11 protein-coding genes, 1 tRNA gene and 3 rRNA genes are annotated in these 24,896 nt (G+C 66.2%); 12 read left to right on the top strand and 3 right to left on the bottom strand.

Annotation, left to right across the window (positions count from 1 at the left end; translation table 11 throughout):
* The first annotated feature begins 19 nt into the window (after positions 1–19).
* The 3 genes from cysS to glgX all read left to right on the top strand — a co-directional run bounded on the left by cysS (position 20) and on the right by glgX (position 4,720).
* Entirely contained in the window at positions 20–1,486 is a 1,467-nt protein-coding gene (gene cysS / locus AC3ZJJ_RS12140) for a cysteine--tRNA ligase (protein WP_489892076.1), read from the top strand.
* 127 nt (positions 1,487–1,613) lie between these two features.
* Positions 1,614–2,606: a 23S rRNA (guanosine(2251)-2'-O)-methyltransferase RlmB gene (gene rlmB, locus AC3ZJJ_RS12135; RefSeq protein WP_489892075.1), complete on the top strand. Its 993-nt coding sequence runs from the start codon at positions 1,614–1,616 to the stop codon at positions 2,604–2,606.
* Between the two features lie 11 nt (positions 2,607–2,617).
* Positions 2,618–4,720: a glycogen debranching protein GlgX gene (gene glgX, locus AC3ZJJ_RS12130; protein ID WP_489892074.1), complete on the top strand. Its 2,103-nt coding sequence runs from the start codon at positions 2,618–2,620 to the stop codon at positions 4,718–4,720.
* Here the strand turns inward: glgX and glgP are convergent.
* Positions 4,717–7,332 (bottom strand): alpha-glucan family phosphorylase, encoded by a 2,616-nt coding sequence (gene glgP, locus AC3ZJJ_RS12125; protein ID WP_489892073.1) that lies wholly within the window; start codon positions 7,330–7,332, stop codon positions 4,717–4,719. The two genes, glgX and glgP, sit on opposite strands and share 4 nt — an antisense overlap.
* A 110-nt stretch (positions 7,333–7,442) precedes the next feature.
* On the opposite strand from glgP, the gene AC3ZJJ_RS12120 reads away from it, so the two are divergent.
* The 9 genes from AC3ZJJ_RS12120 (at position 7,443) to AC3ZJJ_RS12080 (ending at position 23,329) form a co-directional block, all read left to right on the top strand.
* Positions 7,443–9,467, top strand: coding sequence for an alpha-1,4-glucan--maltose-1-phosphate maltosyltransferase (locus AC3ZJJ_RS12120; RefSeq protein WP_489892072.1), 2,025 nt, complete (start codon positions 7,443–7,445; stop codon positions 9,465–9,467).
* The gene (gene treS / locus AC3ZJJ_RS12115; protein ID WP_489892071.1) at positions 9,467–11,233 is read left to right on the top strand and encodes a maltose alpha-D-glucosyltransferase; all 1,767 of its coding nucleotides are present in this window, start codon (positions 9,467–9,469) and stop codon (positions 11,231–11,233) included. Before AC3ZJJ_RS12120 ends, treS begins: the two co-directional genes overlap by 1 nt.
* Positions 11,230–14,997, top strand: coding sequence for a 1,4-alpha-glucan branching protein GlgB (gene glgB / locus AC3ZJJ_RS12110; protein WP_489892070.1), 3,768 nt, complete (start codon positions 11,230–11,232; stop codon positions 14,995–14,997). Before treS ends, glgB begins: the two co-directional genes overlap by 4 nt.
* Before the next feature lie 484 nt (positions 14,998–15,481).
* Positions 15,482–17,007: ribosomal RNA gene (locus AC3ZJJ_RS12105) — 16S ribosomal RNA — on the top strand.
* 556 nt (positions 17,008–17,563) lie between these two features.
* Positions 17,564–20,695 (top strand): 23S ribosomal RNA (locus tag AC3ZJJ_RS12100).
* Between the two features lie 239 nt (positions 20,696–20,934).
* A 5S ribosomal RNA gene (gene rrf / locus AC3ZJJ_RS12095) occupies positions 20,935–21,051 on the top strand.
* Together the 16S, 23S and 5S rRNA genes form the textbook arrangement of a ribosomal RNA operon.
* A gap of 213 nt (positions 21,052–21,264) precedes the next feature.
* The gene (locus AC3ZJJ_RS12090; RefSeq protein WP_489892069.1) at positions 21,265–21,765 is read left to right on the top strand and encodes an SRPBCC domain-containing protein; all 501 of its coding nucleotides are present in this window, start codon (positions 21,265–21,267) and stop codon (positions 21,763–21,765) included.
* Positions 21,762–23,162 carry an FAD-binding oxidoreductase gene (locus tag AC3ZJJ_RS12085; RefSeq protein ID WP_489892067.1) on the top strand — a complete coding sequence of 467 codons (1,401 nt, stop codon included), beginning with the start codon at positions 21,762–21,764 and terminating at the stop codon, positions 23,160–23,162. Before AC3ZJJ_RS12090 ends, AC3ZJJ_RS12085 begins: the two co-directional genes overlap by 4 nt.
* Positions 23,163–23,252: 90 nt before the next feature.
* Positions 23,253–23,329, top strand: a tRNA-Pro gene (locus AC3ZJJ_RS12080).
* A gap of 122 nt (positions 23,330–23,451) precedes the next feature.
* On the opposite strand, the gene AC3ZJJ_RS12075 is transcribed toward AC3ZJJ_RS12080, so the two are convergent.
* On the bottom strand, positions 23,452–23,841 hold the full coding sequence (locus AC3ZJJ_RS12075) for a DUF1304 domain-containing protein (protein WP_489892066.1): 390 nt from the start codon (positions 23,839–23,841) through the stop codon (positions 23,452–23,454).
* A 10-nt stretch (positions 23,842–23,851) separates the two neighbouring features.
* Positions 23,852–24,880 (bottom strand): LacI family DNA-binding transcriptional regulator, encoded by a 1,029-nt coding sequence (locus AC3ZJJ_RS12070; RefSeq protein ID WP_489892065.1) that lies wholly within the window; start codon positions 24,878–24,880, stop codon positions 23,852–23,854.
* Positions 24,881–24,896 lie beyond the last annotated feature (16 nt).

Here is a 24,896-nt window from a genome sequence, read left to right as displayed (position 1 = left end):
TAACGGATAACCTTGACCGGTGAGCATCCGTTTTTACGACACCAAACAGGCGCAGGTGCGCGAGTTCGTTCCGCTGGTCCCGGGAAGGGTGGGCCTGTACTACTGCGGCGCCACGGTCCAAGGCATGCCGCACGTGGGACACATCCGCTCGGCCATCGCCTTCGACATCCTGGTCCGCTGGCTGGAGCACCGCGGCCACCGGGTCGACGTGGTGCGCAACGTGACGGACATCGACGACAAGATCCTGGAGAAGTCCGCCGCCTCCTTCGCGGTGGGTTTCGAGGCAGACGGCGACTACGTGGCGGAGGAAGAGTGGTTCGCGCTCGCCTACAGGTTCGAGCAGGAGTTCGCCCGCGCCTACGAAACGCTTGGCGTCCGCAAGCCCACCTACGAACCGCGGGCGACGGGCCACATCACGGAGATGCACGAACTTGTCCAGCGGCTGATCGACGCCGGCCACGCCTACCCGGCCACCGACGACTCCGGCGACGTGTACTTCGACGTGCGTTCGTTCCCGGAATACGGCGCGCTGACGAGGCAGAACGTTGATGACATGCAAGCCGCTGCCGACGCCGACCCGCGGGGAAAGCGCGACCCCCGGGACTTCGCACTGTGGAAGGGGCACAAGGCCGGGGAACCGGAATCGGCGTCGTGGCCCAGCCCATGGGGGCGCGGCCGGCCCGGCTGGCACCTCGAGTGCTCCGCGATGGTCACGAAGTACCTCGGCACAGGGTTCGACATCCACGGTGGCGGCCTCGATCTCCGCTTCCCGCACCACGAGAACGAACTGGCGCAGTCGGCCGCCGCGGGCCACGCGTTCGCGAACTTCTGGATGCACAACGGCATGGTCACCTACGAGGGCGAGAAGATGTCGAAGTCCATCGGCAACACCGTCTCGCCCGAGGAGATGCTGGCCGTCGCCGGGCCGCGCGTGGTGCGCTACTTCCTCGGCCAGGCGCACTACCGATCGCAGCTGGACTACCGGCCGAGCTCCCTCGAGGAGGCGGGCGCCGCCGTCGCGCGCATCGACACGTTCGTCTCCAACGCGCTGCGCCGCGTCCACGGCGTGGGCGAGGGCGGAGACTTCGGCCTGGTCATGGACCACTTCGAAGTCACGGCGGAGTTCGCCGCGGCCATGGACGACGACCTCAATGTGCCGCAGGCGCTCGGCGCGCTCCACGAGGCCGTCCGCCGAGGCAACACCGCGCTGGCCGACGGGGACCTGGACGCCGCCGACGTGGCGCTCCAACAGGTCATGGCCATGACCCACACGCTGGGGCTCGACGACGCGGTCGATCCCGCGGCCGCCGCCGGTGGCGCCGACCGGAACGCCCTCGAGGTCCTCGTGCGGGCGCAGCTCGACGCCCGAGCCGCCGCCAGGGCGTCCAAGGATTGGGCCCGCGCGGACGAAATCCGGGACACCCTCGCGGCTGCGGGCATCGTTGTCGAGGACTCCGCAGATGGCGCCCGCTGGTCGCTCGGCTAGGCGCCGGCAAGGTGTCTTGCGGCACCATCACGCCAGCCGGCGCCGCGGGGCTGTAAAATAGGTTCCCGGTAGGCATCGCAGCCACCGCGCGATCCGCCCCGAAAACTTATCCCAAGGAATTCTCCCCATGGCAACACCCAAGCGTCCCGGCGCCGTCCGCAAGACCAAGAAGGGCCCCACCGTCGGAACCGGCGGCCACGGCCGCAAGTCCCTGGAAGGCAAGGGGCCCACCCCTAAGGCGGAGGACCGGACCTACCACAAGGCCTACCGCAGCAAGCAGCTCGGGGAGCGGGCGGCGGCAAAGGCCGGCGCGCGGCCCACTGGGCGCCCGGGCGGACGTCAGGGCAAGGGCGGCAAGCCGGCCGAGGAAATGGTCACCGGCCGAAACTCGGTCATCGAGTCGCTGCGCGCCGGAATTCCGGCCAAGGTGTTGTACGTGGCCATCCGCATCGACGTTGACGACCGCGTCCGCGAGTCGCTGAAGATCGCCGCCGAGCGCGGAATCCCCGTGATGGAGACCGGCAAACCGGAGCTGGACCGCATGACGGACGACGCCATCCACCAGGGGCTGGCGCTGCAGATTCCCCCCTACGACTACCCGGACGCGCTGGAGCTTGTCGAGGATACGGTCACGAAAGCGGCCAAGGGGTACATCTCAAACGCGCCGCTGTTCGTTGCGCTCGACGGCATCACCGACCCCCGCAACCTCGGTGCGATCATCCGGTCCGTCTCCGCCTTCAGCGGTCACGCCGTGATCGTCCCGGAGCGCCGCTCCGTCGGCCTGACCGCCTCGGCCTGGAAGACCAGCGCCGGCGCGGCCGTGCGCGTGCCCGTCGCCCGCGCCACCAACCTCACCAGCACCATCAAGGCCATGAAGGAACTCGGCGTCTACGTGGTTGGGCTCGACGGAGACGGCGACGTGTCGTTGCCGGAGCTCGGACTGGCGACCGAACCCCTGTGCATCGTGGTCGGCTCCGAGGGCAAGGGCCTCTCCCGCCTGGTCCGCGAAACCTGCGACCAGATCGTTTCGATTCCCATCGATTCGGCCATGGAGTCGCTGAACGCCTCCATGGCCGTCGGCATCACGCTCTACGAGGTCTCGCGCCGCCGAGGCGCCTAGGTCGGAGAACCATGGCACAGCCCATCGAGGAAGCCCCGCTGCGATTCCGCCGCGACGAGGGGCACTCTTCGCGCGCGTTCCCTTTGGGCATCGCCGAGGTGGCACCCGGGCTGCGTCATGAGCCGGACGTGGTGAACGTCGCCGTCTATGCGCCCGGCCTGGAGTCCGTCGACATCTGGTACTCGAACCCCGAGGGCCGCCTTGTCTCCGCGCCGCTGTTCGACCTCACCGACGGCGTCCACCACGGCCGCGTCGAAGGGTTGCGCCCGGGAGCCAAGTACGCCCTCTGGGCCCGCGGAGACGAGCTTCCCGACCACGGGCAGCTGCTCGTGGACCCGTACGCCCGCGCCGTTGAAGAGGACGAGGAGGGCGTGTACTGGGGAATCCACGTGGGCAGCGGATTCGACTGGGGCCAAGATGTCAGGCCACACGTGCCGTGGCGCGACACCGTCGTCTACGAGGCCCACGTCAAGGGCCAGACCATGCTGCACCCGGGCATCCCCGAGTCGCTGCGCGGCACGTACGCCGGGTTTGCCCACCCTGTGATGATCGAACACCTGCGCTCGCTCGGGGTGACCACTGTCGAGTTGCTGCCCATCCACTTCCACGTGGACGAGCCGCACCTGCAGGAGCTGGGGCTGCCGAACTATTGGGGCTACAACACGCTGGGCTTCTTCGCCCCGCACGGCGAGTACGCCACCGCCCAGGCCCGCGCGGCCGGTCCCCAGGCCGTCCAGGACGAGCTCAAGGGCATGATCAAGCTGCTCCACGCGGCCGGCATCGAGGTGGTCCTCGACGTCGTCTTCAACCACACCGCCGAGGGCGGCAAGGACCAGCGGACGCTGTCCTGGCGGGGCCTCGGGGACGAGTACTACTACCGGCACGACATCGAGGGCAACTACTTCGACACCACGGGCTGCGGCAACACGCTCAACTTCAACGAGCCCGCTGTGGTGCGCATGGCCATGGACTCGCTGCGGCTGTGGGTGGAGGAGTACCACGTCGACGGATTCCGGTTCGACCTCGCCGTCGCCCTGGGACGCGACGTCAACAACCACTTCACGGCACAACACCCCTTCTTCGTGGCCGTGGGGGCCGACAAGGCGCTGACCGGCGTCAAGATGATCGCCGAGCCGTGGGACGTGTCCATGGGCGGCTGGCAGACCGGGCGCTTCCCCCGCGGGTTCGCGGACTGGAACGACCGCTACCGGGACACCGTGAGGGACTTCTGGATCGCGGACCGCGCCTCCCTCGAGGCCGGCCAACAGGCCAGTTCGGTGGCCCGCCTGGCCGGGGTGCTGGCCGGCTCCCGCGAGCTGTTCGCGCCGTCGGGCCGCGGGCCCCTCGCCTCGGTCAATTTCGTCACGGCCCACGACGGCTTCACCCTGCGCGATCTGGTCAGCTACGACCGTAAGCACAACGAGGACAACGGCGAGGAAAACCGCGACGGGCAGAACCACAACCGCAGCTTCAACCACGGTGTGGAGGGTGCCACGGGCGACGAGGCGATCACCGCCGCCCGCCTGCAGACGGCGTCGAACGCGATGGCGACCCTGATGCTGTCCCTGGGCGTCCCGATGATCACCGCCGGCGACGAGATCGGCAAGACCCAAGAGGGCAACAACAACGCCTACTGCCAGGACAACGAGTTGGCGTGGCTCGACTGGACGCTGACCGAGGACCAGCGGTCCATGCTCTCAACCACAAAGGCACTCTCGCGCATCCGCCGGGAATTTATGGCCGGACAGCCATACACCTATCCCTCGCGGGAGAACAGCGCCTACCTGTTGTGGTTCGACGAGCATGGGCAGCCCATGCCGCTGGATTCCTGGTCCAACCCCGACCAGCGCCTGGTGCAGTTGCTCATGGGCAGCCCCGCCGGGCACCTCGACGGACTTGTTGTCTTCAACGGCTCGCTGGAGCCCCGGCAGATACACATGCCGGAGGAGGCATCCTTGCGGGACTTCTCCGCCAAGGAACCGGGGCCCGCCACATTCCAGCTTCGCTACAGCACGTCTCCCCAGGCCCGCCGCCGCCAGGGCGCCGTGCTCAAGGCCGGGGAACTCGAACGCGTCGAAGGCTATTCGGTCACGGTTTACCGCGCCTTCGCCTAGGCGTGCCCCTCGCCCGCGTTGGCCACCAGTCCAAGTTCGGCATCCGAGGTCAGTGAGCCGTGGCGCGGCACCACGCGCACACCGTAGCCGAACGCGCCGGGGCGCTCGAGCGTCAGGTCGCCCGCAAACAGGAAGCGTCCGTTGCCCAGATCCTCCGCCGGCGTCAGATCGGAGACCGTCGTCCCGACGAGCTCGTCCGATTCCAGGACCTGTCCGTGGACGGCCTGCACGGCGACGTCCGCGGGGGACAAGCCGCCCAGGCGGACGTAGGTGTTGACGCGGAACGCCTCGCCGATGCGGGGTTGCTCGGAGATCCCCACCGAATCGACGTGCTCGACGACGATGCCGGGCCACGCCGCCCGGACCCGCCCCGTGTACTCGGCCAGGGCGCGGGCACCCGTGTACCGGTTGTCCGCCGCCGCCCGTCCCGAGGCCGAGGCCGGGACGTACAGGTGGTTGACGTAGTCCCGCACCATCCGCGTGGCCGCGACCTTGGGTCCCAAGTCGGACAGGGTGTGCTTGATCATGCGAACCCACTGGCGGGGAACGCCGTCGTTCTCCACCTGCGACGGCCCGGCGGCGCCTGCGCCGCCGGAGTCCTCAGCGCCGTAGAACCGCGGGGCCACGTTGTTCTCGATCAGCGAGTACAGGGCGGCCGCCTCGAGGTCGTCGCGCTGCTCGACCGAGACGCCCGCCGGGGCGGTCGGGATCGCCCAGCCGTTGTCGCCGTCGTACATCTCGTCCCACCAGCCGTCCAGGACCGAGAGGTTGAGTCCTCCGTTGAGCGCCGCCTTCATGCCGGACGTGCCGCAGGCCTCCAGCGGACGCAGCGGGTTGTTCAGCCAGACGTCGCAGCCGGGGAACAGCGTCCGCGCCATGCGCATGTCGTAGTTCGGGAGGAACACGATGCGGTGCCGGACAGCCGGGTCGTCGGTGAACCGGACCAGGTCCTGGATCATCTTCTTGCCGGCCTCGTCCGCCGGGTGGGACTTGCCCGCGATGACGATCTGGATAGGGTGCTCCGGGTGCAGCAGCAGCGCCTTGAGCCGGTCGGGGTCGCGCAGCATCAGTGTCAGGCGCTTGTATGTCGGCACGCGGCGCGCGAATCCCATGGTCAAAATGTCCGGATCAAGCACGGACGCCGTCCACGCCAGGTCGCTCTCCGACGCGCCGCGCTTGCGCCACGACGAGCGGAGCCGGGCGCGCACGTCATCGATCAGCTGGACGCGCAGCCTCCGCCGCAGGGCCCACAATTCCTCGTCGGGCACATCGGTGGCCCGTGACCAGTCGCCGGCCTCGACCGCCTCGTCGCCGAACCGCTCGCGGGCAAACTCCGTCACCTGCGGATCCACCCAGGTGGGGACATGCACGCCGTTGGTCACGGAGCCGATCGGCACCTCGCTCACGTCGAAGCCCGACCAGAGGCCGGAAAACATGCCGCGCGAGACGCTACCGTGCAGCTTGGCCACGCCGTTGGCGCGCTGCGCCAGCCTGAGGCCCATCACCGCCATGTTGAAGGTCGCCGGATCGCCGCCGGGGAAACTCTCCGCCCCCAGCCCCAGGATGCTGTCCACGGGCACGCCCGGCGCCAGCCCGGCTCGGAGGAAGTGGCCCACCTGGAGCGCCTCGAAGCGGTCGATGCCGGCCGGGACCGGGGTGTGGGTCGTGAAGACGGTCGAGGAGCGGACAGCCGTGAGGGCCTCGGACCAGGACAGCCCGCCGTCCATCAGTTCACGGATGCGCTCGACGCCCAGGAAGCCGGCGTGGCCCTCGTTGGTGTGGAAGACCTCCGGTGCGGGGGCCCCCGTGATGCGCTCGAAGGCGCGCAGCGCCTTCACGCCTCCCATGCCCAGCAGTAGCTCCTGTTGGAGGCGGTGGTCGCCGCCGCCGCCGTAAAGGCGGTCGGTGACCGTCCGGGCGGCGTCGTCGTTGCTTGGGATGTCCGCGTCGAGCAGGAGCAGCGGAACCCGGCCGACGTCGGCCCGCCAGATCTGCGCGCGCAGGTGCCGGTCGCCCGGCAGCGGCAGGGAGACGGTCGCTGGGCTGCCGTCCTCCTCGCGCAGGAGCGACAGGGGGAGCCCGTGTGGGTCCAGCAGGGGGTAGGTCTCCTGCTGCCAGGCGTCGTGCGAGAGCGACTGCTTGAAGTAGCCGGCCTGGTACAGCAGTCCGACCCCGACGATCGGCACCCCGAGGTCGCTCGCGGTCTTCAAGTGGTCTCCGGCGAGGATGCCCAGGCCTCCGGAATACTGGGGCAGCGCCGCCGTGATGCCGTATTCGGGGGAGAAGTAGGCGATGGAGCGCGGCGCCGACGCGTCGAGGCCCTGATACCAGCGGGGGCTCGTCAGATACTGGTCCAGGTCCGCGACCAGGCGCTGGACTCCCGCGACGACCGCCTCGTCGGACGCGAGGACGTCAAGCCTGGCCCGGTCGAATTGGCCCAGCAGGGCCACCGGGTCCTCGTGGACCGCGGTCCACGCCTCGGGGTCCAACTCGCGGAAGAACCGCGCCGTGGGTTCGTGCCACGACCAGCGCAGGTTGGCGGCGAGAGTGCCGAGCCCGGCGATCGATTCCGGCAGGACAGTGCGGACGGTAAAACGTCGAATGGCCTTCACCCTTTGAACCGTAGCGCAGAACTCCGCCAGATGGGTTTCCACGCGGTAAACGATGTACCAACCACCGATTTCCTTGGTCTTTGGGGTCGAAAGTCGCTAGCGTCTAGAGGGTGACTAATGGACAGCAAGCCAGATTCGGCCGCATCCCGGTGACCAACGTCCAACCCGTCGTGGAGGGCGGCCGGTTTCCGGCCAAGGCCATTCCGGGCGAGGACGTGGTGGTTTCGGCCACCGCCTTCCGCGAGGGGCACGACGCCGTCGGCGTCACGGCGGTGCTCTACGCACCGGACGGTGCGGAGGTTCAGCGCACCCGCATGGTGCCCGGCGCGCCGGGAACGGACTCGTGGCTCGCCCGGGTCCGCCCGCTGGCCGAGGGCGCGTGGGAGTTCGAGGTGGAGGCGTGGGACGACCCCTACGGCACCTGGCACCACGCGGCGACCGTTAAGATCGAGGCGGGCATCGACGTCGAACTGATGCTGGCAGAGGGCGCCAAGCTGTTCAGCGAGGTGGCCGACGGCCATCCGGACGGCGCCGACGTGCTGCGGAGCGCGGCCGCGGCGCTGGGCGATCCCGGCCTTGAGACCCGCGCGCGGTTGGCCGCCGGGGAATCGCCCGAGCTGCTCGCCGCGCTGGAGCGCCATCCGATCCGCCGCATGGTGACGGCCAGCGGCCGGTACCCCCTCAACGTCGAGCGCGAGCGCGCGGGCCGCGGCGCGTGGTACGAGTTCTTCCCCCGTTCCGAGGGCGCGGTCTACCACCCGGAAACCGGATCGCACACGTCCGGAACGTTCGCCACCGCGTCGCTCCGCCTCGAGGCCGTGGCCGCCATGGGGTTCGACGTGATCTACCTGCCCCCGATCCACCCCATCGGCCACGCGCACCGCAAGGGCCCGAACAACACCTTGGTCGCCGGGCCGAACGATCCGGGGTCCCCATGGGCCATTGGATCGGCGGAGGGCGGCCACGACGCCATCCATCCGGACTTGGGCACGGAGTCGGATTTCGCGGCCTTCGTGCACCGGGCCAACGAAGTGGGCCTCGAGGTCGCGCTCGACCTGGCGCTGCAGGCCTCGCCCGACCACCCGTGGGTCACGGAGCACCCCGAGTGGTTCACCACCCGGGCGGACGGCTCCATTGCCTACGCCGAGAACCCGCCGAAGAAGTACCAGGACATCTACCCGCTCAACTTCGACAACGACCCCTCGGGACTGTCCAAGGAGGTCCTGCGCATCGTCCTGCTGTGGGTGGACCGCGGCGTCCGGATCTTCCGTGTGGACAACCCGCACACCAAGCCGGTGGCCTTCTGGGAGTGGTTGATTTCTCGCGTCGAGGCCAAGCGACCCGGCGTGGTGTTCCTGGCCGAGGCGTTCACCAGGCCGGCGATGATGCACGCGCTCGGCAGGGCGGGGTTCCAGCAGTCGTACACGTACTTCACGTGGCGGAACACCAAGGAGGAACTGGAGGAGTACTTCGAGGAGGTCAGCCACGAGACGCCGGCGTTCTTCCGCCCCAACTTCTTCGTGAACACCCCGGACATCCTCACGGAGTACCTGCAGTTCGGTGGCCCCGCCGCCTTCAAGATCCGGGCCGTCCTCGCCTCCATGGCCAGTCCGCTGTGGGGGGTGTACGCGGGGTACGAACTGTACGAGCACGTCGCGAGGCCGGGTGCCGAGGAGAACATCGACAACGAGAAGTTCGAGTACAAGACCCGCGACTTCGCGGCGGCCGAGGCCGAGGGGCGCTCCCTGGCCCCCTACCTGACACGCCTGAACGCCATCCGCCGCGCGCATCCCGCGCTCGGGGACCTGCAGAACCTGGTGATCCACTCCTGCTCGGACGACGCCACCCTGGTGTTCTCCAAGACCAAGGAGACGATCCCGGAGGGGTCGACCGAGCCGGTGCGGGACACCATCATCGTTGTGGTGAACGTGGATCCGCACGGCGCCCGCGAGGGTACGGTCACGCTGGACCTGGACGAGCTCCGCCTGCGCCCGCGCGACCTGGACGGGGAGGGGCGCTTCATCGTGGACGACCTGCTGAGCGGCGAGTCGTGGAAGTGGGGCGCGCACAACTACGTCAGGCTGGACCCCTACGCCGAGCCCGCCCACATCCTGCACCTGAGGAGAAACGCATAGTGGTAAATCCCTATCAGTTGAACGCTCCAGGCCTGACCCACGATCCGCAGTGGCACCGCAAGGCGGTCTTCTACGAAGTGCTCGTCAGGGCGTTCGCGGACGGGAACGGGGACGGCAGCGGGGACCTCGCCGGGCTGATCGACAAACTCGACTACCTGCAGTGGCTCGGGATCGACTGCATCTGGGTTCCCCCGTTCTACAAGTCCCCGCTGCGCGACGGCGGGTACGACATTTCCGACTACTACGACGTCCTGGACGAGTTCGGCACCATCGCCGACTTCCGCCGGCTCGTCTCCGAGGCCCACGCCCGAGGGCTGCGGATCGTGATCGACCTGCCCATGAACCACACCTCGGACGAGCACCCGTGGTTCCAGGCCTCGCGCAGCGACCCGACGGGCGAATATGGCGATTTCTACGTCTGGAGCGACACGGACGAGCTGTACGCGGACGCGCGCATCATCTTCGTGGACACGGAGGAGTCGAACTGGACGTTCGACCCGATCCGCCGGCAGTTCTTCTGGCACCGCTTCTTCAACCACCAGCCGGACCTGAACTTCGAGAACCCCAAAGTCCACGAGGCGATGTTCGACGTCGTGCGGTTCTGGCTGGACCTGGGCGTGGACGGCTTCCGTGCCGACGCCATCCCGTACCTGTTCGAGGAGGACGGCACCAACTGCGAAAACCTGCCGCCGACGCACGCGTTCCTGCGCGACCTGCGGCGGATGGTCGACGAGGAGTACCCGGGCCGGATCATCATCGCGGAGGCCAACCAGCCGCCCTTCGAGGTGGTCGAGTACTTCGGCACCTCCGAGGAGCCCGAGTGCCACATGTGCTTCCACTTCCCGATCATGCCGAAGCTCTACTACGCGCTGCGGGACCAGCTGGCGGCGCCGATCATCGACACCATGGAGGAGACCCCGGACATCCCGGTGGGCACCCAGTGGGGAACGTTCCTGCGCAACCACGACGAGCTGACGCTCGAAATGGTCACCTCCGAGGAGCGCGAGGCCATGCTGGGCTGGTACGCTCCGGACTCGCGCATGCGGGCCAACGTCGGCATTCGGCGCCGCCTGGCGCCGCTGCTGGACAATTCCCGCTCGGAACTCGAGCTCATCCACGCCTTGCTGCTGGCGCTGCCCGGCAGCCCGTTCCTCTACTACGGGGACGAGATCGGCATGGGGGACAACATCTGGCTCGACGACCGCGACGCATCCCGGACGCCGATGCAGTGGAATCCTGACCGCAACGCCGGCTTCTCCACCGCCGACCCCGGCAAGCTGTACCTGCCGGTCGTCAGCTCGCTGATCTTCAACTTCACCAACGTCAACGTCGAACAGCAGCTGGCGCACAGCGGCTCGATGCTGCACTGGCTCCGGCAGGTGCTCGGCGTACGGCGCGAACACCCCGTCTTTGGCGTGGGCACCTACCGCAACGTGCGGGCCACGGCCCCCAGCGTGCTCGCGTTCCTGCGCGAGATGCCGGCCGACGAGTCCGAGGACTTCGAGGGCGAGTCCATCCTCTGTGTCTACAACCTCTCGCGGCACCCGGTCGCCACGGAGCTGGACCTTCCCGAATTCGCCGGGCGCGGGCTCCGCGACGTCTTCGGCGGCACGGTGTTTCCGGCCATCGGTGCCGACGGTAAGCTCGGCATCACCTTGGGCTCGCAGGGCTTTTTCTGGCTGCGGCTGAGGTCCGCACGCTCGGACGTGTATTCGCCCGCGACGCAGTCCATGCCCCTAATCAAGCAGGAGGACAAGACACCATGACAGCCCTTGATACGCAACTGCTCGACTTGTTGGCCGGGTGGTTGCGTGGGCAGCGCTGGTTCCCCGCGCGGGGCATGGAGTTCACGTTGCGGAAGGTCGGCGCGGTCGAATTGGCCGACGCGCAGGGCGAGGTTGACCTCGAGTCCCTCCTCCTGGCCGTCGACATCGTTCCCGCCGGGGCCGCCGGGGCCGCCGGGCCCGGCGCCGCCGTGCCGGCGTCCGCCGTCGTGCACGTGCCCTTGTCCTTCCGCCTCGCCCCGCTCGGCGCCGACACGGCGTCCGAGAATAATGACGACGACGCGGCCTCGGCGCTGATCGGCATCATCGAATCCGGGGGACGCCGTGCGGCGGGCACATGGTTCGTGTACGACGGCACCCACGACCCGGCCTTCATCGCCGCGTGGCTCGAGCTGATCCGCACGTCCGGCACCGGCGACGGGTTCGCCGGCCACCCGGCGGCGGGCTTCGGCGAGCGGACCGCGCTCGAGCCGCCGCTCAAGGCCGGCGTCCTCGGCGGCGAGCAGTCGAACACGTCCGTGGTGATCGAGTCCGGCGAAGGCGACGTCATCGCCAAGTTCTTCCGTGTTCCCGCCGAGGGCACCAACCCCGATGTCGAACTCGGCGAGCTGCTGACGGAGGGCGGCTCGTTCGACGTGCCGTTGACCTACGGATCCGTCACCGCCCGGTGGACCACGGCGGACGGCGAGGTCACCGGCGCGCTCGGGGTGGTCCGGGAGTTCATCGGGGGGAGCCAGGACGCGTGGCGGACCGCCAGCGTGGCCGCTCTCGAGGGCAGGGAATTCATCCTCGAGGCCGAAGAGATCGGCCGGGCCACGGCCCGACTCCACAAGGACCTGGGGCGCGTGGCCGGAACGGCCGAGGCCGGACCAGCCGACGTGTCCGACTATGTCGAGAGCCTGCGCCAGCGAATCGTCTGGGGCTGGCAGAAGGCCGGGACCGCCATCGGGCCGCTGGAGGGCGCCTTCCGGACGGTGCTCCGCCGCCTGGACGAGGTCACCGAATTGCCGACCCTGCAGCGGATCCACGGGGACTACCACTTGGGGCAGGTGCTGCACGCCCCCACGCGCGGTTGGGTGATCCTCGACTTCGAGGGCGAGCCGTTGCGGGCCGCGGGCGAGCGCACCACGCGCGACGTCGCCCTGCGCGACGTCGTGGGCATGCTGCGTTCGTTCGACTACGCCGCCGGCGTCGCGATCCGCAACGGCAACGGCAGCCCGGTCTCGCTCGAGGCGTCCAACGAGTGGGCCAAGCGCTCCCGCAAGGCCTTCCTCTCCGGTTACGAGGCCGAATCGGGCCACGTCGTGGACACGGAGTCGCCCCTGTTCCTGGGGCTGTGGCTGGACAAGGCGTTGTACGAGGTCGTTTACGAGCTACAGAACAGGCCGTCGTGGGTTCAGGTCCCGGCGTCCGCTGTCCAGGAGGTACTTTCCACGATGACCACGAACGACACCAACGAACCGGCCGGCGCAACCGAGCCCGTGGCCTCCGCGCCGCGGGCCGCCGGCTCCGCAGCCACGCCCGGAATCAAGGCGGGATCCGCGCCCAAGGGGCCGCTGCCGGTGGAGACGCACGTCCTCTCGGCCGTCGCACACGGATCGCACCACGCCCCGCACGCCGTGCTCGGGGCCCACCTCGACGACTACGGGCAGGTCACCATCCGCACGCTGCGCCGGCTGGCCCGCGAGGTCGCGGTCGTCACCGCCGACGGGCGGCACCCCATGGAGCACGAGCACCAGGGGATCTGGGTCGCGGTCCTGCCCGCCTCCGACCGCCCGGGGCACGTGCCGGACTACCGGATCGAGGTCGCCTACGGCGAGGATGCGCCCCAGACTGTGGACGATCCCTACCGCTACCTGCCCACGCTCGGCGAGGTCGACCTTCACCTCATCGCCGAGGGCCGGCACGAGAAGCTCTGGTCCGCCCTGGGCGCGCACGTGCGGCGCTACCACTCGGCACTGGGGGACAGCGAGGGAACCAGCTTCGCCGTGTGGGCGCCCAATGCCCAGGCGGTCCGCGTCAAGGGCGATTTCAACGGATGGGACGCCACGTCCCACGCCATGCGTTCGCTTGGCCACTCCGGCGTGTGGGAGCTGTTCATCCCCGGCGTCGGCGCCGGGGCCATCTACAAGTTCGAGCTGCTCGGCAAGGACGGGCACTGGCGCGAGAAGGCCGACCCGATGGCGCGGAACACCGAGGTGCCGCCGCTGACCGGTTCCGTGGTGACCGAGTCCTCCTACGGGTTCGGCGACGAGGACTGGATGCGGCGCCGCGCCGCGAGCGATCCGCACAACGCCCCGATGAGCGTCTACGAGGTGCACCTCGGTTCCTGGCGGATCGGCCTCTCCTACCGCGAGCTGGCGGACCAGCTTGTGGAGTACGTGAGCTGGCAGGGCTTCACGCACGTCGAGTTCATGCCCGTTGCGGAGCACCCCTTCGGCGGCTCGTGGGGGTACCAGGTCACCTCCTACTACGCGCCGACGTCCCGCTTCGGCCACCCCGACGACTTCCGCTACCTCGTGGACAAGCTGCACCAGGCGGGCATCGGCGTCATCCTGGACTGGGTCCCCGCACACTTCCCCAAGGACGAGTGGGCGCTGGCTCAGTTCGACGGGATGGCGCTGTACGAGCACGCCGACCCGCGCCTGGGGGAGCACCCGGACTGGGGGACCCTGATCTTCGACTTCGGCCGCAACGAGGTGCGCAACTTCCTGGTGGCCAACGCGCTGTACTGGCTGACCGAGTTCCACATCGACGGACTGCGCGTCGACGCCGTCGCCTCCATGCTGTACCTCGACTACTCCCGCGAGGACGGGCAGTGGGTCCCCAACGTGCATGGCGGGCGGGAAAACCTGGAGGCCATCCACTTCCTGCAGGAGGCCACCGCCACGGCCTACCGTGTGGCGCCCGGCAGCGTGATGATCGCCGAGGAGTCGACGGCGTTCGACGGCGTCACCCGCCCGACGTCGGCGGGCGGGCTGGGCTTCGGCATCAAATGGAACATGGGCTGGATGCACGACTCCCTCGAGTACATGGCCGAGGACCCGATCAACCGCGCGTACCACCACCACAAGATGACGTTCTCCCTGGTCTACGCGTGGACGGAAAACTTCCTCCTGCCGATCAGCCACGACGAGGTCGTCCACGGGAAGGGCTCCTTGCTGCGGCGCATGCCGGGGGACCGCTGGCGCCAGCTGGCCCAGGTCCGCGCATACCTCGCATTCCAGTGGGCCCACCCGGGCAAGCAGCTGATCTTTATGGGGACGGAGTTCGCGCAGGAAGCGGAGTGGAGCGAGCAGCACGGCCTCGACTGGTGGCTTGCCGACACGCACCAGCACCGCGGTGTCCAGCTCGCGGTCCGTCGCCTCAACGAGGTCTACCGAGCCACGCCCGCCCTGTGGGAGCGTGACAACGATCCGTCCGGTTTCGAGTGGATCGATTCCCAGGACGGGGCCGGGAACACGCTGAGCTTCATCCGCAGGGACGCGGCGGGACAGCCGATCGTCTGCGTCGCCAACTTCTCAGGCGAGCCGCGCCACGATTATCGGCTCGGATTGCCGGTGGCAGGCGTCTGGACGGAGGCGGTGAACACCGATGCCAGCGAGTACGGAGGCTCGGGCGTCAACAACGGCGGCACGGTCACCGCCGTGGTCGGCGGCGAGCACGGGCAGCCCGCGCACGCGGTGCTTACGCTCCCGCCGCTCGGAGTGCTGTACCTCACTCCGCCGGAATCGGCGCAGGAATAGGGCAAGATCGGAATCCCGGGGCCGTCGGCCCCGGGATTCCGGCGTTTTTGCCGGTGGCCCCGGTCGAGCACCCCCGATTTGGCATGGGCGCGAAAGTGCGCGTATAGTTTTGTTCCGCGCCGGTCGCCGAAAGATTCCCGAAAGGGAGAAAAGCCTTCCATTGGAAGGTATCGGGACCACGCCAAAAACCACTCGAAAAGTTCGATCGGGAGTCAATTTGACACCGAGAAGGCGAACGGGTAAGTTAGACAAGTTGCTCCAGAGCGAAGCGCCGGTTACCGGGTCGTGGAGGTTGGAAGCGTCTGTTGCTTGAGAACTCAATAGTGTGCCATGTTTGTTGACACCGATTTTTTATCGATTATTGGTGAATGGCCTTTCTTGTCGCACCCCGTGCGGCGGGAGGGGTTTTTTGCCGGGATTGTTTTGCTTGGTGCAGCCGTTGGCCCGATTTTCCTTGGGCCTTCCTGGTTGTGTCTGTAATTTTTTTACGGAGAGTTTGATCCTGGCTCAGGATGAACGCTGGCGGCGTGCTTAACACATGCAAGTCGAACGATGACCCCAGCTTGCTGGGGGATTAGTGGCGAACGGGTGAGTAACACGTGAGTAACCTGCCCCCGACTCTGGGATAAGCCCGGGAAACTGGGTCTAATACCGGATATTCTCCTTCCGCCGCATGGCGGGGGGTGGAAAGCGGTTTAGCGGTCGGGGATGGACTCGCGGCCTATCAGCTTGTTGGCGGGGTAACGGCCCACCAAGGCGACGACGGGTAGCCGGCCTGAGAGGGTGACCGGCCACACTGGGACTGAGACACGGCCCAGACTCCTACGGGAGGCAGCAGTGGGGAATATTGCACAATGGGCGAAAGCCTGATGCAGCGACGCCGCGTGAGGGATGACGGCCTTCGGGTTGTAAACCTCTTTCAGTAGGGAAGAAGCGAAAGTGACGGTACCTGCAGAAGAAGCGCCGGCTAACTACGTGCCAGCAGCCGCGGTAATACGTAGGGCGCAAGCGTTATCCGGAATTATTGGGCGTAAAGAGCTCGTAGGCGGTTTGTCGCGTCTGCCGTGAAAGTCCGGGGCTCAACCCCGGATCTGCGGTGGGTACGGGCAGACTAGAGTGATGTAGGGGAGACTGGAATTCCTGGTGTAGCGGTGAAATGCGCAGATATCAGGAGGAACACCGATGGCGAAGGCAGGTCTCTGGGCATTAACTGACGCTGAGGAGCGAAAGCATGGGGAGCGAACAGGATTAGATACCCTGGTAGTCCATGCCGTAAACGTTGGGCACTAGGTGTGGGGGACATTCCACGTTTTCCGCGCCGTAGCTAACGCATTAAGTGCCCCGCCTGGGGAGTACGGCCGCAAGGCTAAAACTCAAAGGAATTGACGGGGGCCCGCACAAGCGGCGGAGCATGCGGATTAATTCGATGCAACGCGAAGAACCTTACCAAGGCTTGACATGGGCCGGACCGCCGTGGAAACACGGCTTCCCCTTTGGGGCCGGTTCACAGGTGGTGCATGGTTGTCGTCAGCTCGTGTCGTGAGATGTTGGGTTAAGTCCCGCAACGAGCGCAACCCTCGTTCCATGTTGCCAGCGGGTTATGCCGGGGACTCATGGGAGACTGCCGGGGTCAACTCGGAGGAAGGTGGGGACGACGTCAAATCATCATGCCCCTTATGTCTTGGGCTTCACGCATGCTACAATGGCCGGTACAAAGGGTTGCGATACTGTGAGGTGGAGCTAATCCCAAAAAGCCGGTCTCAGTTCGGATTGGGGTCTGCAACTCGACCCCATGAAGTCGGAGTCGCTAGTAATCGCAGATCAGCAACGCTGCGGTGAATACGTTCCCGGGCCTTGTACACACCGCCCGTCAAGTCACGAAAGTTGGTAACACCCGAAGCCGGTGGCCCAACCCCTTGTGGGAGGGAGCCGTCGAAGGTGGGACCGGCGATTGGGACTAAGTCGTAACAAGGTAGCCGTACCGGAAGGTGCGGCTGGATCACCTCCTTTCTAAGGAGCAGCTAGCAAACGCCGTCCACACGCAACGTGTGGGGGGTTTTGTTCAGTGTTTGCCCGTTGCGGCCGCGTTTGTCGGCCGGCGGGCGCTCATGGGTGGAATGTCAACGGATTGTGGCCTGTCTTCGGCGAGTGTCGGGACCTGCGAGTACGCCCCCCTGGGGGTTGGAAAGCGGTGTTCCGTCCGGTGCCGGGCGGGTCCATGGCACACTGTTGGGCCCTGAGGCAACAGGCCCGCGGACACGGCGAACGCTTTTGTGGCGTTGGTTGTGGACGGGGGGCTGGTTTTGTCTTGGTTGTCCCCGCGCACGGCCTAGGCCCACGTAAGTCCCGCACCGGTTGGTGCGGGTGGTGGGGTGTGGGTGTGTTGGGGTTGTTGTTTGGGAACTGCATAGTGGACGCGAGCATCTTGTACCGGGACGCCCTTTGGGGTGTTCCCGGGCAAAAAGCAATTTCTTTGATTTGAGAACCCCGGTGGCCGGGCCCTGGTGGTCTGGTTTCCGTGTGGTTTTCTCGATTTGTAGCAATGCTCTTTGCTTGGCCTGTTTGTGGTCAAGTTTTCAAGGGCGCACGGTGGATGCCTTGGCATTAGGAGCCGAAGAAGGACGTGGGAATCTGCGATAAGCCTGGTCGAGTCGATAACCGGACGTTGACGCCAGGATTTCCGAATGGGGAAACCCCGCACAGCGCGCGAGTGTCTGTGTGACCCGCAGCTGAACACATAGGCTGCGTGGAGGGAACGCGGGGAAGTGAAACATCTCAGTACCCGCAGGAAGAGAAAACAACAGTGATTCCGTGAGTAGTGGCGAGCGAAAGCGGATGGGGCTAAACCGAGCCATGTGTGATAGCCGGCGGGCGTTGCATGGCCGGGGTCGTGGGACCATCCATACCAGTTCTGCCGGACTGGTGGGGCGAGGTGCGGAAGTATAGGCGAACCGGTTTGAATGCCGGACCATAGGGGGTGCGAGTCCCGTAGCCGTAATGCTTTCCGCCGCCCTGTGAAGGTATCCCAAGTAGTACGGGGCCCGAGAAATCCCGTGCGAATCCGCCAGGACCACCTGGTAAGCCTGAATACTACCTAATGACCGATAGCGGACAAGTACCGTGAGGGAAAGGTGAAAAGTACCCCGGGAGGGGAGTGAAACAGTACCTGAAACCGTGTGCCTACAATCCGTCGGAGCCTCCATTGTTGGGGTGACGGCGTGCCTTTTGAAGAATGAGCCTGCGAGTTAGTGTTACGTCGCGAGGTTAACCCGTGTGGGGAAGCCGTAGCGAAAGCGAGTCTGAATAGGGCGACGCAGTGGCGTGATCTAGACCCGAAGCGAAGTGATCTACCCATGGCCAGGTTGAAGCGCGTGTAAGAGCGCGTGGAGGACCGAACCCACTTCAGTTGAAAATGGAGGGGATGAGCTGTGGGTAGGGGTGAAAGGCCAATCAAACTTCGTGATAGCTGGTTCTCCCCGAAATGCATTTAGGTGCAGCGTTGCGTGTTTCTTGCCGGAGGTAGAGCTACTGGATGGCCGATGGGCCCCAAAAGGTTACTGACGTCAGCCAAACTCCGAATGCCGGCAAGTGAGAGCGCAGCAGTGAGACTGTGGGGGATAAGCTTCATAGTCGAGAGGGAAACAGCCCAGAACGCCAACTAAGGCCCCCAAGCGTGTGCTAAGTGGGAAAGGATGTGGAGTTGCCCAGACAACCAGGAGGTTGGCTTAGAAGCAGCCACCCTTGAAAGAGTGCGTAATAGCTCACTGGTCAAGTGATTCCGCGCCGACAATGTAGCGGGGCTCAAGCACACCGCCGAAGTTGCGTCATCCAGATTTACAGGCAGGCCTTCGTGGTCCAGCCGTCTGGGTGGGTAGGGGAGCGTCGTGCCGGCAGTGAAGCAGCGGTGTGAACCAGCTGTGGAGCCGGCACGAGTGAGAATGCAGGCATGAGTAGCGAAAGACGGGTGAGAAACCCGTCCGCCGAATGATCAAGGGTTCCAGGGTCAAGCTAATCTGCCCTGGGTAAGTCGGGACCTAAGGCGAGGCCGACAGGCGTAGTCGATGGACAACGGGTTGATATTCCCGTACCGGCGAAGAACCGCCCATACCGAGCTGGCGATGCTAACCGCCCCAGACGCCCACCGGGTTCCCTTCGGGGAGCCCACCGGGCGCGCGGCGCGGGACCCGAGCCAGGGAGGTAAGCGTATTAACAGGTGTGACGCAGGAAGGTAGCCGGGCCAGGCAATGGAATCGACCTGGTCCAAGGGTGTAGGGCGAACGGTAGGCAAATCCGCCGTTCACGATGCCTGAGACCCGATAGGCGCCCCCCTTGGGGGGTGATCCGGTGATCCTATGCTGCCAAGAAAAGCATCGACGCGAGGTTCCAGCCGCCCGTACCCCAAACCGACACAGGTGATCAGGTAGAGAATACTAAGGCGATCGAGAGAATCATGGTTAAGGAACTCGGCAAAATGCCCCCGTAACTTCGGGAGAAGGGGGGCCCCAACCTTGAACGGTACTAGCGACCGGGAGGGGATCGGGGCCGCAGAGACCAGGGGGAAGCGACTGTTTACTAAAAACACAGGTCCGTGCGAAGTCGCAAGACGATGTATACGGACTGACTCCTGCCCGGTGCTGGAAGGTTAAGAGGACCGGTTAGCCGCAAGGCGAAGCTGAGAATTCAAGCCCCAGTAAACGGCGGTGGTAACTATAACCATCCTAAGGTAGCGAAATTCCTTGTCGGGTAAGTTCCGACCTGCACGAATGGAGTAACGACTTCCCCGCTGTCTCAACCATGAACTCGGCGAAATTGCACTACGAGTAAAGATGCTCGTTACGCGCAGCAGGACGGAAAGACCCCGAGACCTTTACTATAGTTTGGTATTGGTGTTCGGTGCGGCTTGTGTAGGATAGGTGGGAGACGTTGAAGCCCGGACGCCAGTTCGGGTGGAGTCATCGTTGAAATACCACTCTGGCCGTACCGGATTCCTAACTTCGGCCCATGATCTGGGTCAGGGACAGTGCCTGATGGGTAGTTTAACTGGGGCGGTTGCCTCCTAAAGAGTAACGGAGGCGCCCAAAGGTTCCCTCAGCCTGGTTGGCAATCAGGTGTCGAGTGTAAGTGCACAAGGGAGCTTGACTGTGAGAGCGACAGCTCGAGCAGGGACGAAAGTCGGGACTAGTGATCCGGCGGCACGTTGTGGAACGGCCGTCGCTCAACGGATAAAAGGTACCTCGGGGATAACAGGCTGATCTTGCCCAAGAGTCCATATCGACGGCATGGTTTGGCACCTCGATGTCGGCTCGTCGCATCCTGGGGCTGGAGTAGGTCCCAAGGGTTGGGCTGTTCGCCCATTAAAGCGGTACGCGAGCTGGGTTTAGAACGTCGTGAGACAGTTCGGTCCCTATCCGCTGCGCGCGCAGGAAATTTGAGAAGGTCTGTCCTTAGTACGAGAGGACCGGGACGGACGAACCTCTGGTGTGTCAGTTGTACTGCCAAGTGCACCGCTGATTGGCTACGTTCGGATGGGATAACCGCTGAAAGCATCTAAGCGGGAAGCCCGCTTCAAGATGAGATTTCCATACCATTTATGGTGAGAGGCCCCCAGCAGACCACTGGGTTGATAGGCGGGACGTGGAAGCGAGGACGAAAGACTCGTGAAGCCGACCCGTACTAATAGGCCGACAACTTACACCACAAACACCACACCGAGCGTGTGGCAAGAAACGCTGCGTCCACTATGCGGTCCCGAAACAACAACCCGTTTCGGAACGACCACAACCGAATACGCCGCCACCACGGCACCCCGCACGAACCGCCCCCCCCGGGGGGCGGGGACCGATGGGGTAGAGTGGTGGGCGGCAACGTCACGGAACTAAATCCCGTGGCCCACAGTTTTCCCACCCCCAACCAGGTTGGCGGGCAGGGAGCAAGGGTTACGGCGGTCATAGCGTGGGGGAAACGCCCGGTCCCATACCGAACCCGGAAGCTAAGACCCACAGCGCCGATGGTACTGCACTCGGGAGGGTGTGGGAGAGTAGGACACCGCCGGACAACCATTACCAGGACCCCCAACACCACGTGTTGGGGGTCCTGACGTTTAACCACCCGCGGGGGCCGGGTACGCTTCGGCGCGCAGCAGACAGCGGCCGCCGCGCAGCCGGCCACACGGTCTTCCCCAGCCGCCGTGCCGACCGGGACGGCCTATCGGCAGGTCCCGGGGCCCAGCGACTGACGCGCCACCGTTCTCCGGTTAGGGTGGGTCGTATGGACGGACTCTTTTCGCACGCGCAGCCACCCGAGCCCGAGGCGGACGGGAGCGGCGCGGGACGTCCCCGGCCCATAACGCACACGGTTAGTGTGCCCGTGCAGCCGGACCAGGCCTTCGAGGGCTTCACCGAGTACATCCACCTCTGGTGGCCCGTGGGAACACACTCGAAATTCGGCAGCGGCACCACGGTCGCCTTCGAGGCCGGCAGCCTTGTCGAGGAGGCCGAAGACGGGAGCCAACACGAATGGGCGACGGTGGTCGAGGCGAAGATGCCCGAGCGCATCGAGTTGTCCTTCGGCCTGGGAGTGGAGCAGCATCCCCGGACGCGCGTGGTCCTGGAGTTTCGCGAGGCGGCCCCCAGCGGCAGCACGGTGACCCTGGTCCACGACGGATGGGCTGCGGGAGCCGCCGGCGAGGAGCAGTTCGCGAAGTACACGGACTGGCCGGACATCCTGGGCTATTACGCCCGCTTTATGGGAGCGTCGCTGCCGTCATGAGCGCCAACGTCGCTACCCGGGGAACCAACGAACGCGCCGCACTTGTTCCACCGTTGCTCTTGGCCGCGTTCGGACCGGACAAGGTGCGCGTGGACCCCGGCACCCTGGAGGACTATAGCCACGACTACGGTCATGTCTCGGATCCCTACATGCCGCTGGCGGTGGTCTTCGCGGAGAGCGTCGAGGACGTTCAGGAGACAATGCGACTAGTTGCGGGATCATCCGTATCTGTCATCGCACGTGGGGCGGGGACGGGAGTTTCCGGGGGAGTCCACGCCACGGAGAACTGCATAGTCCTCTCGCTTGAGCGCATGAACCGCATCCTGGAGATTCGGGAAGAGGACGAGGTCGCCGTCGTCGAGCCGGGAGTGGTCAACTCCGTGCTTAACGACGCGTTGGAGCCGCTCGGGCTGATGTACGCCCCCGACCCGGCGAGTTTCAAGGTCTCCACCATTGGCGGGAACGTGGCCACCAACGCCGGTGGGCTGCGGTGCGCCAAGTACGGGGTGACACGCGACTCGGTGCTGGGGCTGGAGGTCGTGCTGGCGGACGGTACCCTCATCCGCACGGGCCGCAGCACTTTCAAGGGGGTCGCCGGCTACGACCTCACGGGCCTGTTCGTCGGCTCGGAGGGCACGCTGGGTGTTGTTGTCTCCGTAACCGTGCGCCTGCGCTACCTGAGCGTTGACATGCGCTCGGTGGCGGCTCTCTTCCCCACGGTGGTCGAGGCCGCCGCCGGGGTCCTGGCGATCGCCCGGCTACGCGTGCAGCCGGCCATCACGGAATTGCTCGACGCGGGAACCATGGCCGTGATCGACGGCATTCACGGCACGGACCTCGCCGTCCGTGGCGGCGCGCTGCTGCTGATCCGCACCGACGGGCACGGGGCGGCCATCGAGGAAGGATTGATCCGGACGGCGTTGGCCGGCCTGGGCGCGGAACTTACGCCCGCCGGGGACGTGCTCGCGGACCGGCTGATCGAGATGCGCCGCAACAGCCGCGGGGACGAGCAGGACGACGCCTACCGGGTAGGGGAGGACGTGGCGGTGCCGCGGTCCCAACTGGTGCCGTACATGGACGTGCTCCATGGGATCGGCCAGCGCCACGCGGTTATGCTGCGCATTGTGGCGCACGCGGGAGACGGAAACCTCCATCCCACCTTCTGGGTCGAACCCGACGAGGGCGCCGCCGGCATCGCCCGCCTGGACGCGGCCCTGGACGAGTCCGTCCGCGCCGCGCTGGACGCGGGAGGGACGATCACCGGCGAGCATGGCGTGGGGCAGTACAAGCGGCGGTGGCTCGCCTGGGAGCAGCAGCCTGAGGTGTCGGCGCTCCAGCACGGCATCAAGGCGCTGTTGGACCCGGAAGGCATCCTGAATCCGGGCAAAGCGATCTAGTCGACGAGCAGGCATGCCTGCTCGCAGCGGGCATCGACGATTAGTGAAATCCGGCAACTACCGGTAATATCTATGACTGTTGGAAAACACCGGGGTGTGGCGCAGCTTGGTAGCGCGCGTCGTTCGGGACGACGAGGTCGCAGGTTCAAATCCTGTCACCCCGACCACAACAGAAGGCCGGTTCGAAGCAATTCGAACCGGCCTTTTTGTGTGCCCGGGAAGTTGGGGCGCGAGGTACCGGCTGCTCGCCGGACACGGTCGACAGCTCGTCACGGGCCGGTGACGGCGCCTACAGGACGAGCCCGAGTGCCAACAGGACCACGGCGATCAGCGGCGGCACCAGCTGCTTGAGCGCTGCGCGGGCCTTGGATGGCGAGGACAGCAGAAGGACCACGCCCGCGGCCGCCATCGAGCCGGCCCCCGCGAACACCAGCGCCGCGCCGACGGCCATCGATCCCGCGAGCACGGCGAAGACGCCCGCGGCGGTCACAATGGCCAGGAAGAGGTTATAGAAGCCTTGATTGAAGGCCATGGGCTTGAGGGTTTCCGCCTCGCCGGCGCTTGCGATCCCAAAAACCTTCCGCGTCGACGGCTCGGTCCAGCGGATCGACTCCAGCACGAAGATGTAGACGTGGATGAGGGCGGCGAGGGTTGCGGCAAGGAGCGAAGCGACAAGCATGTTTGGGTCCTTAGTTGGAGGGCCGGTGGGCCGGTGGGGCCGTGGAGGAGCGGGCGATGAATTCGGTCGGAAAGAATCCGACCGTCGGATCCTTGTCCAGCTCGAGTTCGCCCAATAGGGCAAGGACCTTCCGCACGGCCGCGGCGCCCTGCTGCGCGGCATGCTGCTTGATCGTCGTAAGCCCGAACAGCTCGCCGAGCTCGTGCCCGTCGATGCCGACGACGGACAGGTCGCCGGGAACCGTCAGCCCCAGGTCCCGGGCGGCGAGAATCGCGCCGAAGGCCATCTCGTCCGACGCGCAGACGAACGCGCTCGGCCGGTGCCGCGGATTGGCCAGGATGTTGCGCACCTTCTGGTACGCGCCCTGCGTCGTGAAGTCCGCGGTCATCAGCCATTCCCTGCGCACCGGCAGGTCCGCCTGGTCCATGGCGAACTCGTAGCCGTCCTCGCGGGCGGACCCCAGCTTGAAATCGACCTCGAACTCCTCCGTCCCACCCATAAACGCTATGTCGCGGTGCCCCAGGCTGATGAGGTGCTCGGTGGCCAGTGCGGCGATGTTGAAGTCGTCCACGCGGATCGTGGCGATGTCCGGGATAAAGCCGCCGATGGCGACCACCGGCTTGTTCACCGCCTGCAGTTGGGCCAGCTCGGTCGGGCGGAGCTTCAGGGTCACCGTGACCACCGCGTCCAGGCGCTTGCGCAGGAGCAGGTCGGAGAACACGGAGGCCCGGTGCCTGTCTTGGCCGCTGGTGTTGTACAGCGTCAGGTCGTAGCCGGCGTCGATGAGGGCGCTGGTGGCACCCTCAAGGACGGTGGAGAAGTACCAGCGGCCCACCGTCGGCACCACTAGGCCAATGTTGCGGCTTCTGCCGGAGGCCAGCGACGACGCGTTGTAGGACACGACGTAGCCCAGCGCGGCCGCCGCGCGCCGGACCTTCTCGCGGCTGGCCTCGGAAACCTTTCCCTTGCCGCTGAGTGCCCGCGAGACGGTTGCCACTGAAACGCCGGCCCGCAGCGCGACGTCCTTAATGCTGGCCACGGCACGCTCCTTCGGT

The organism is Arthrobacter sp. AOP29-A2-19 (assembly GCF_058138025.1).
This window is presented reverse-complemented; position numbering and strand designations above follow the sequence as displayed.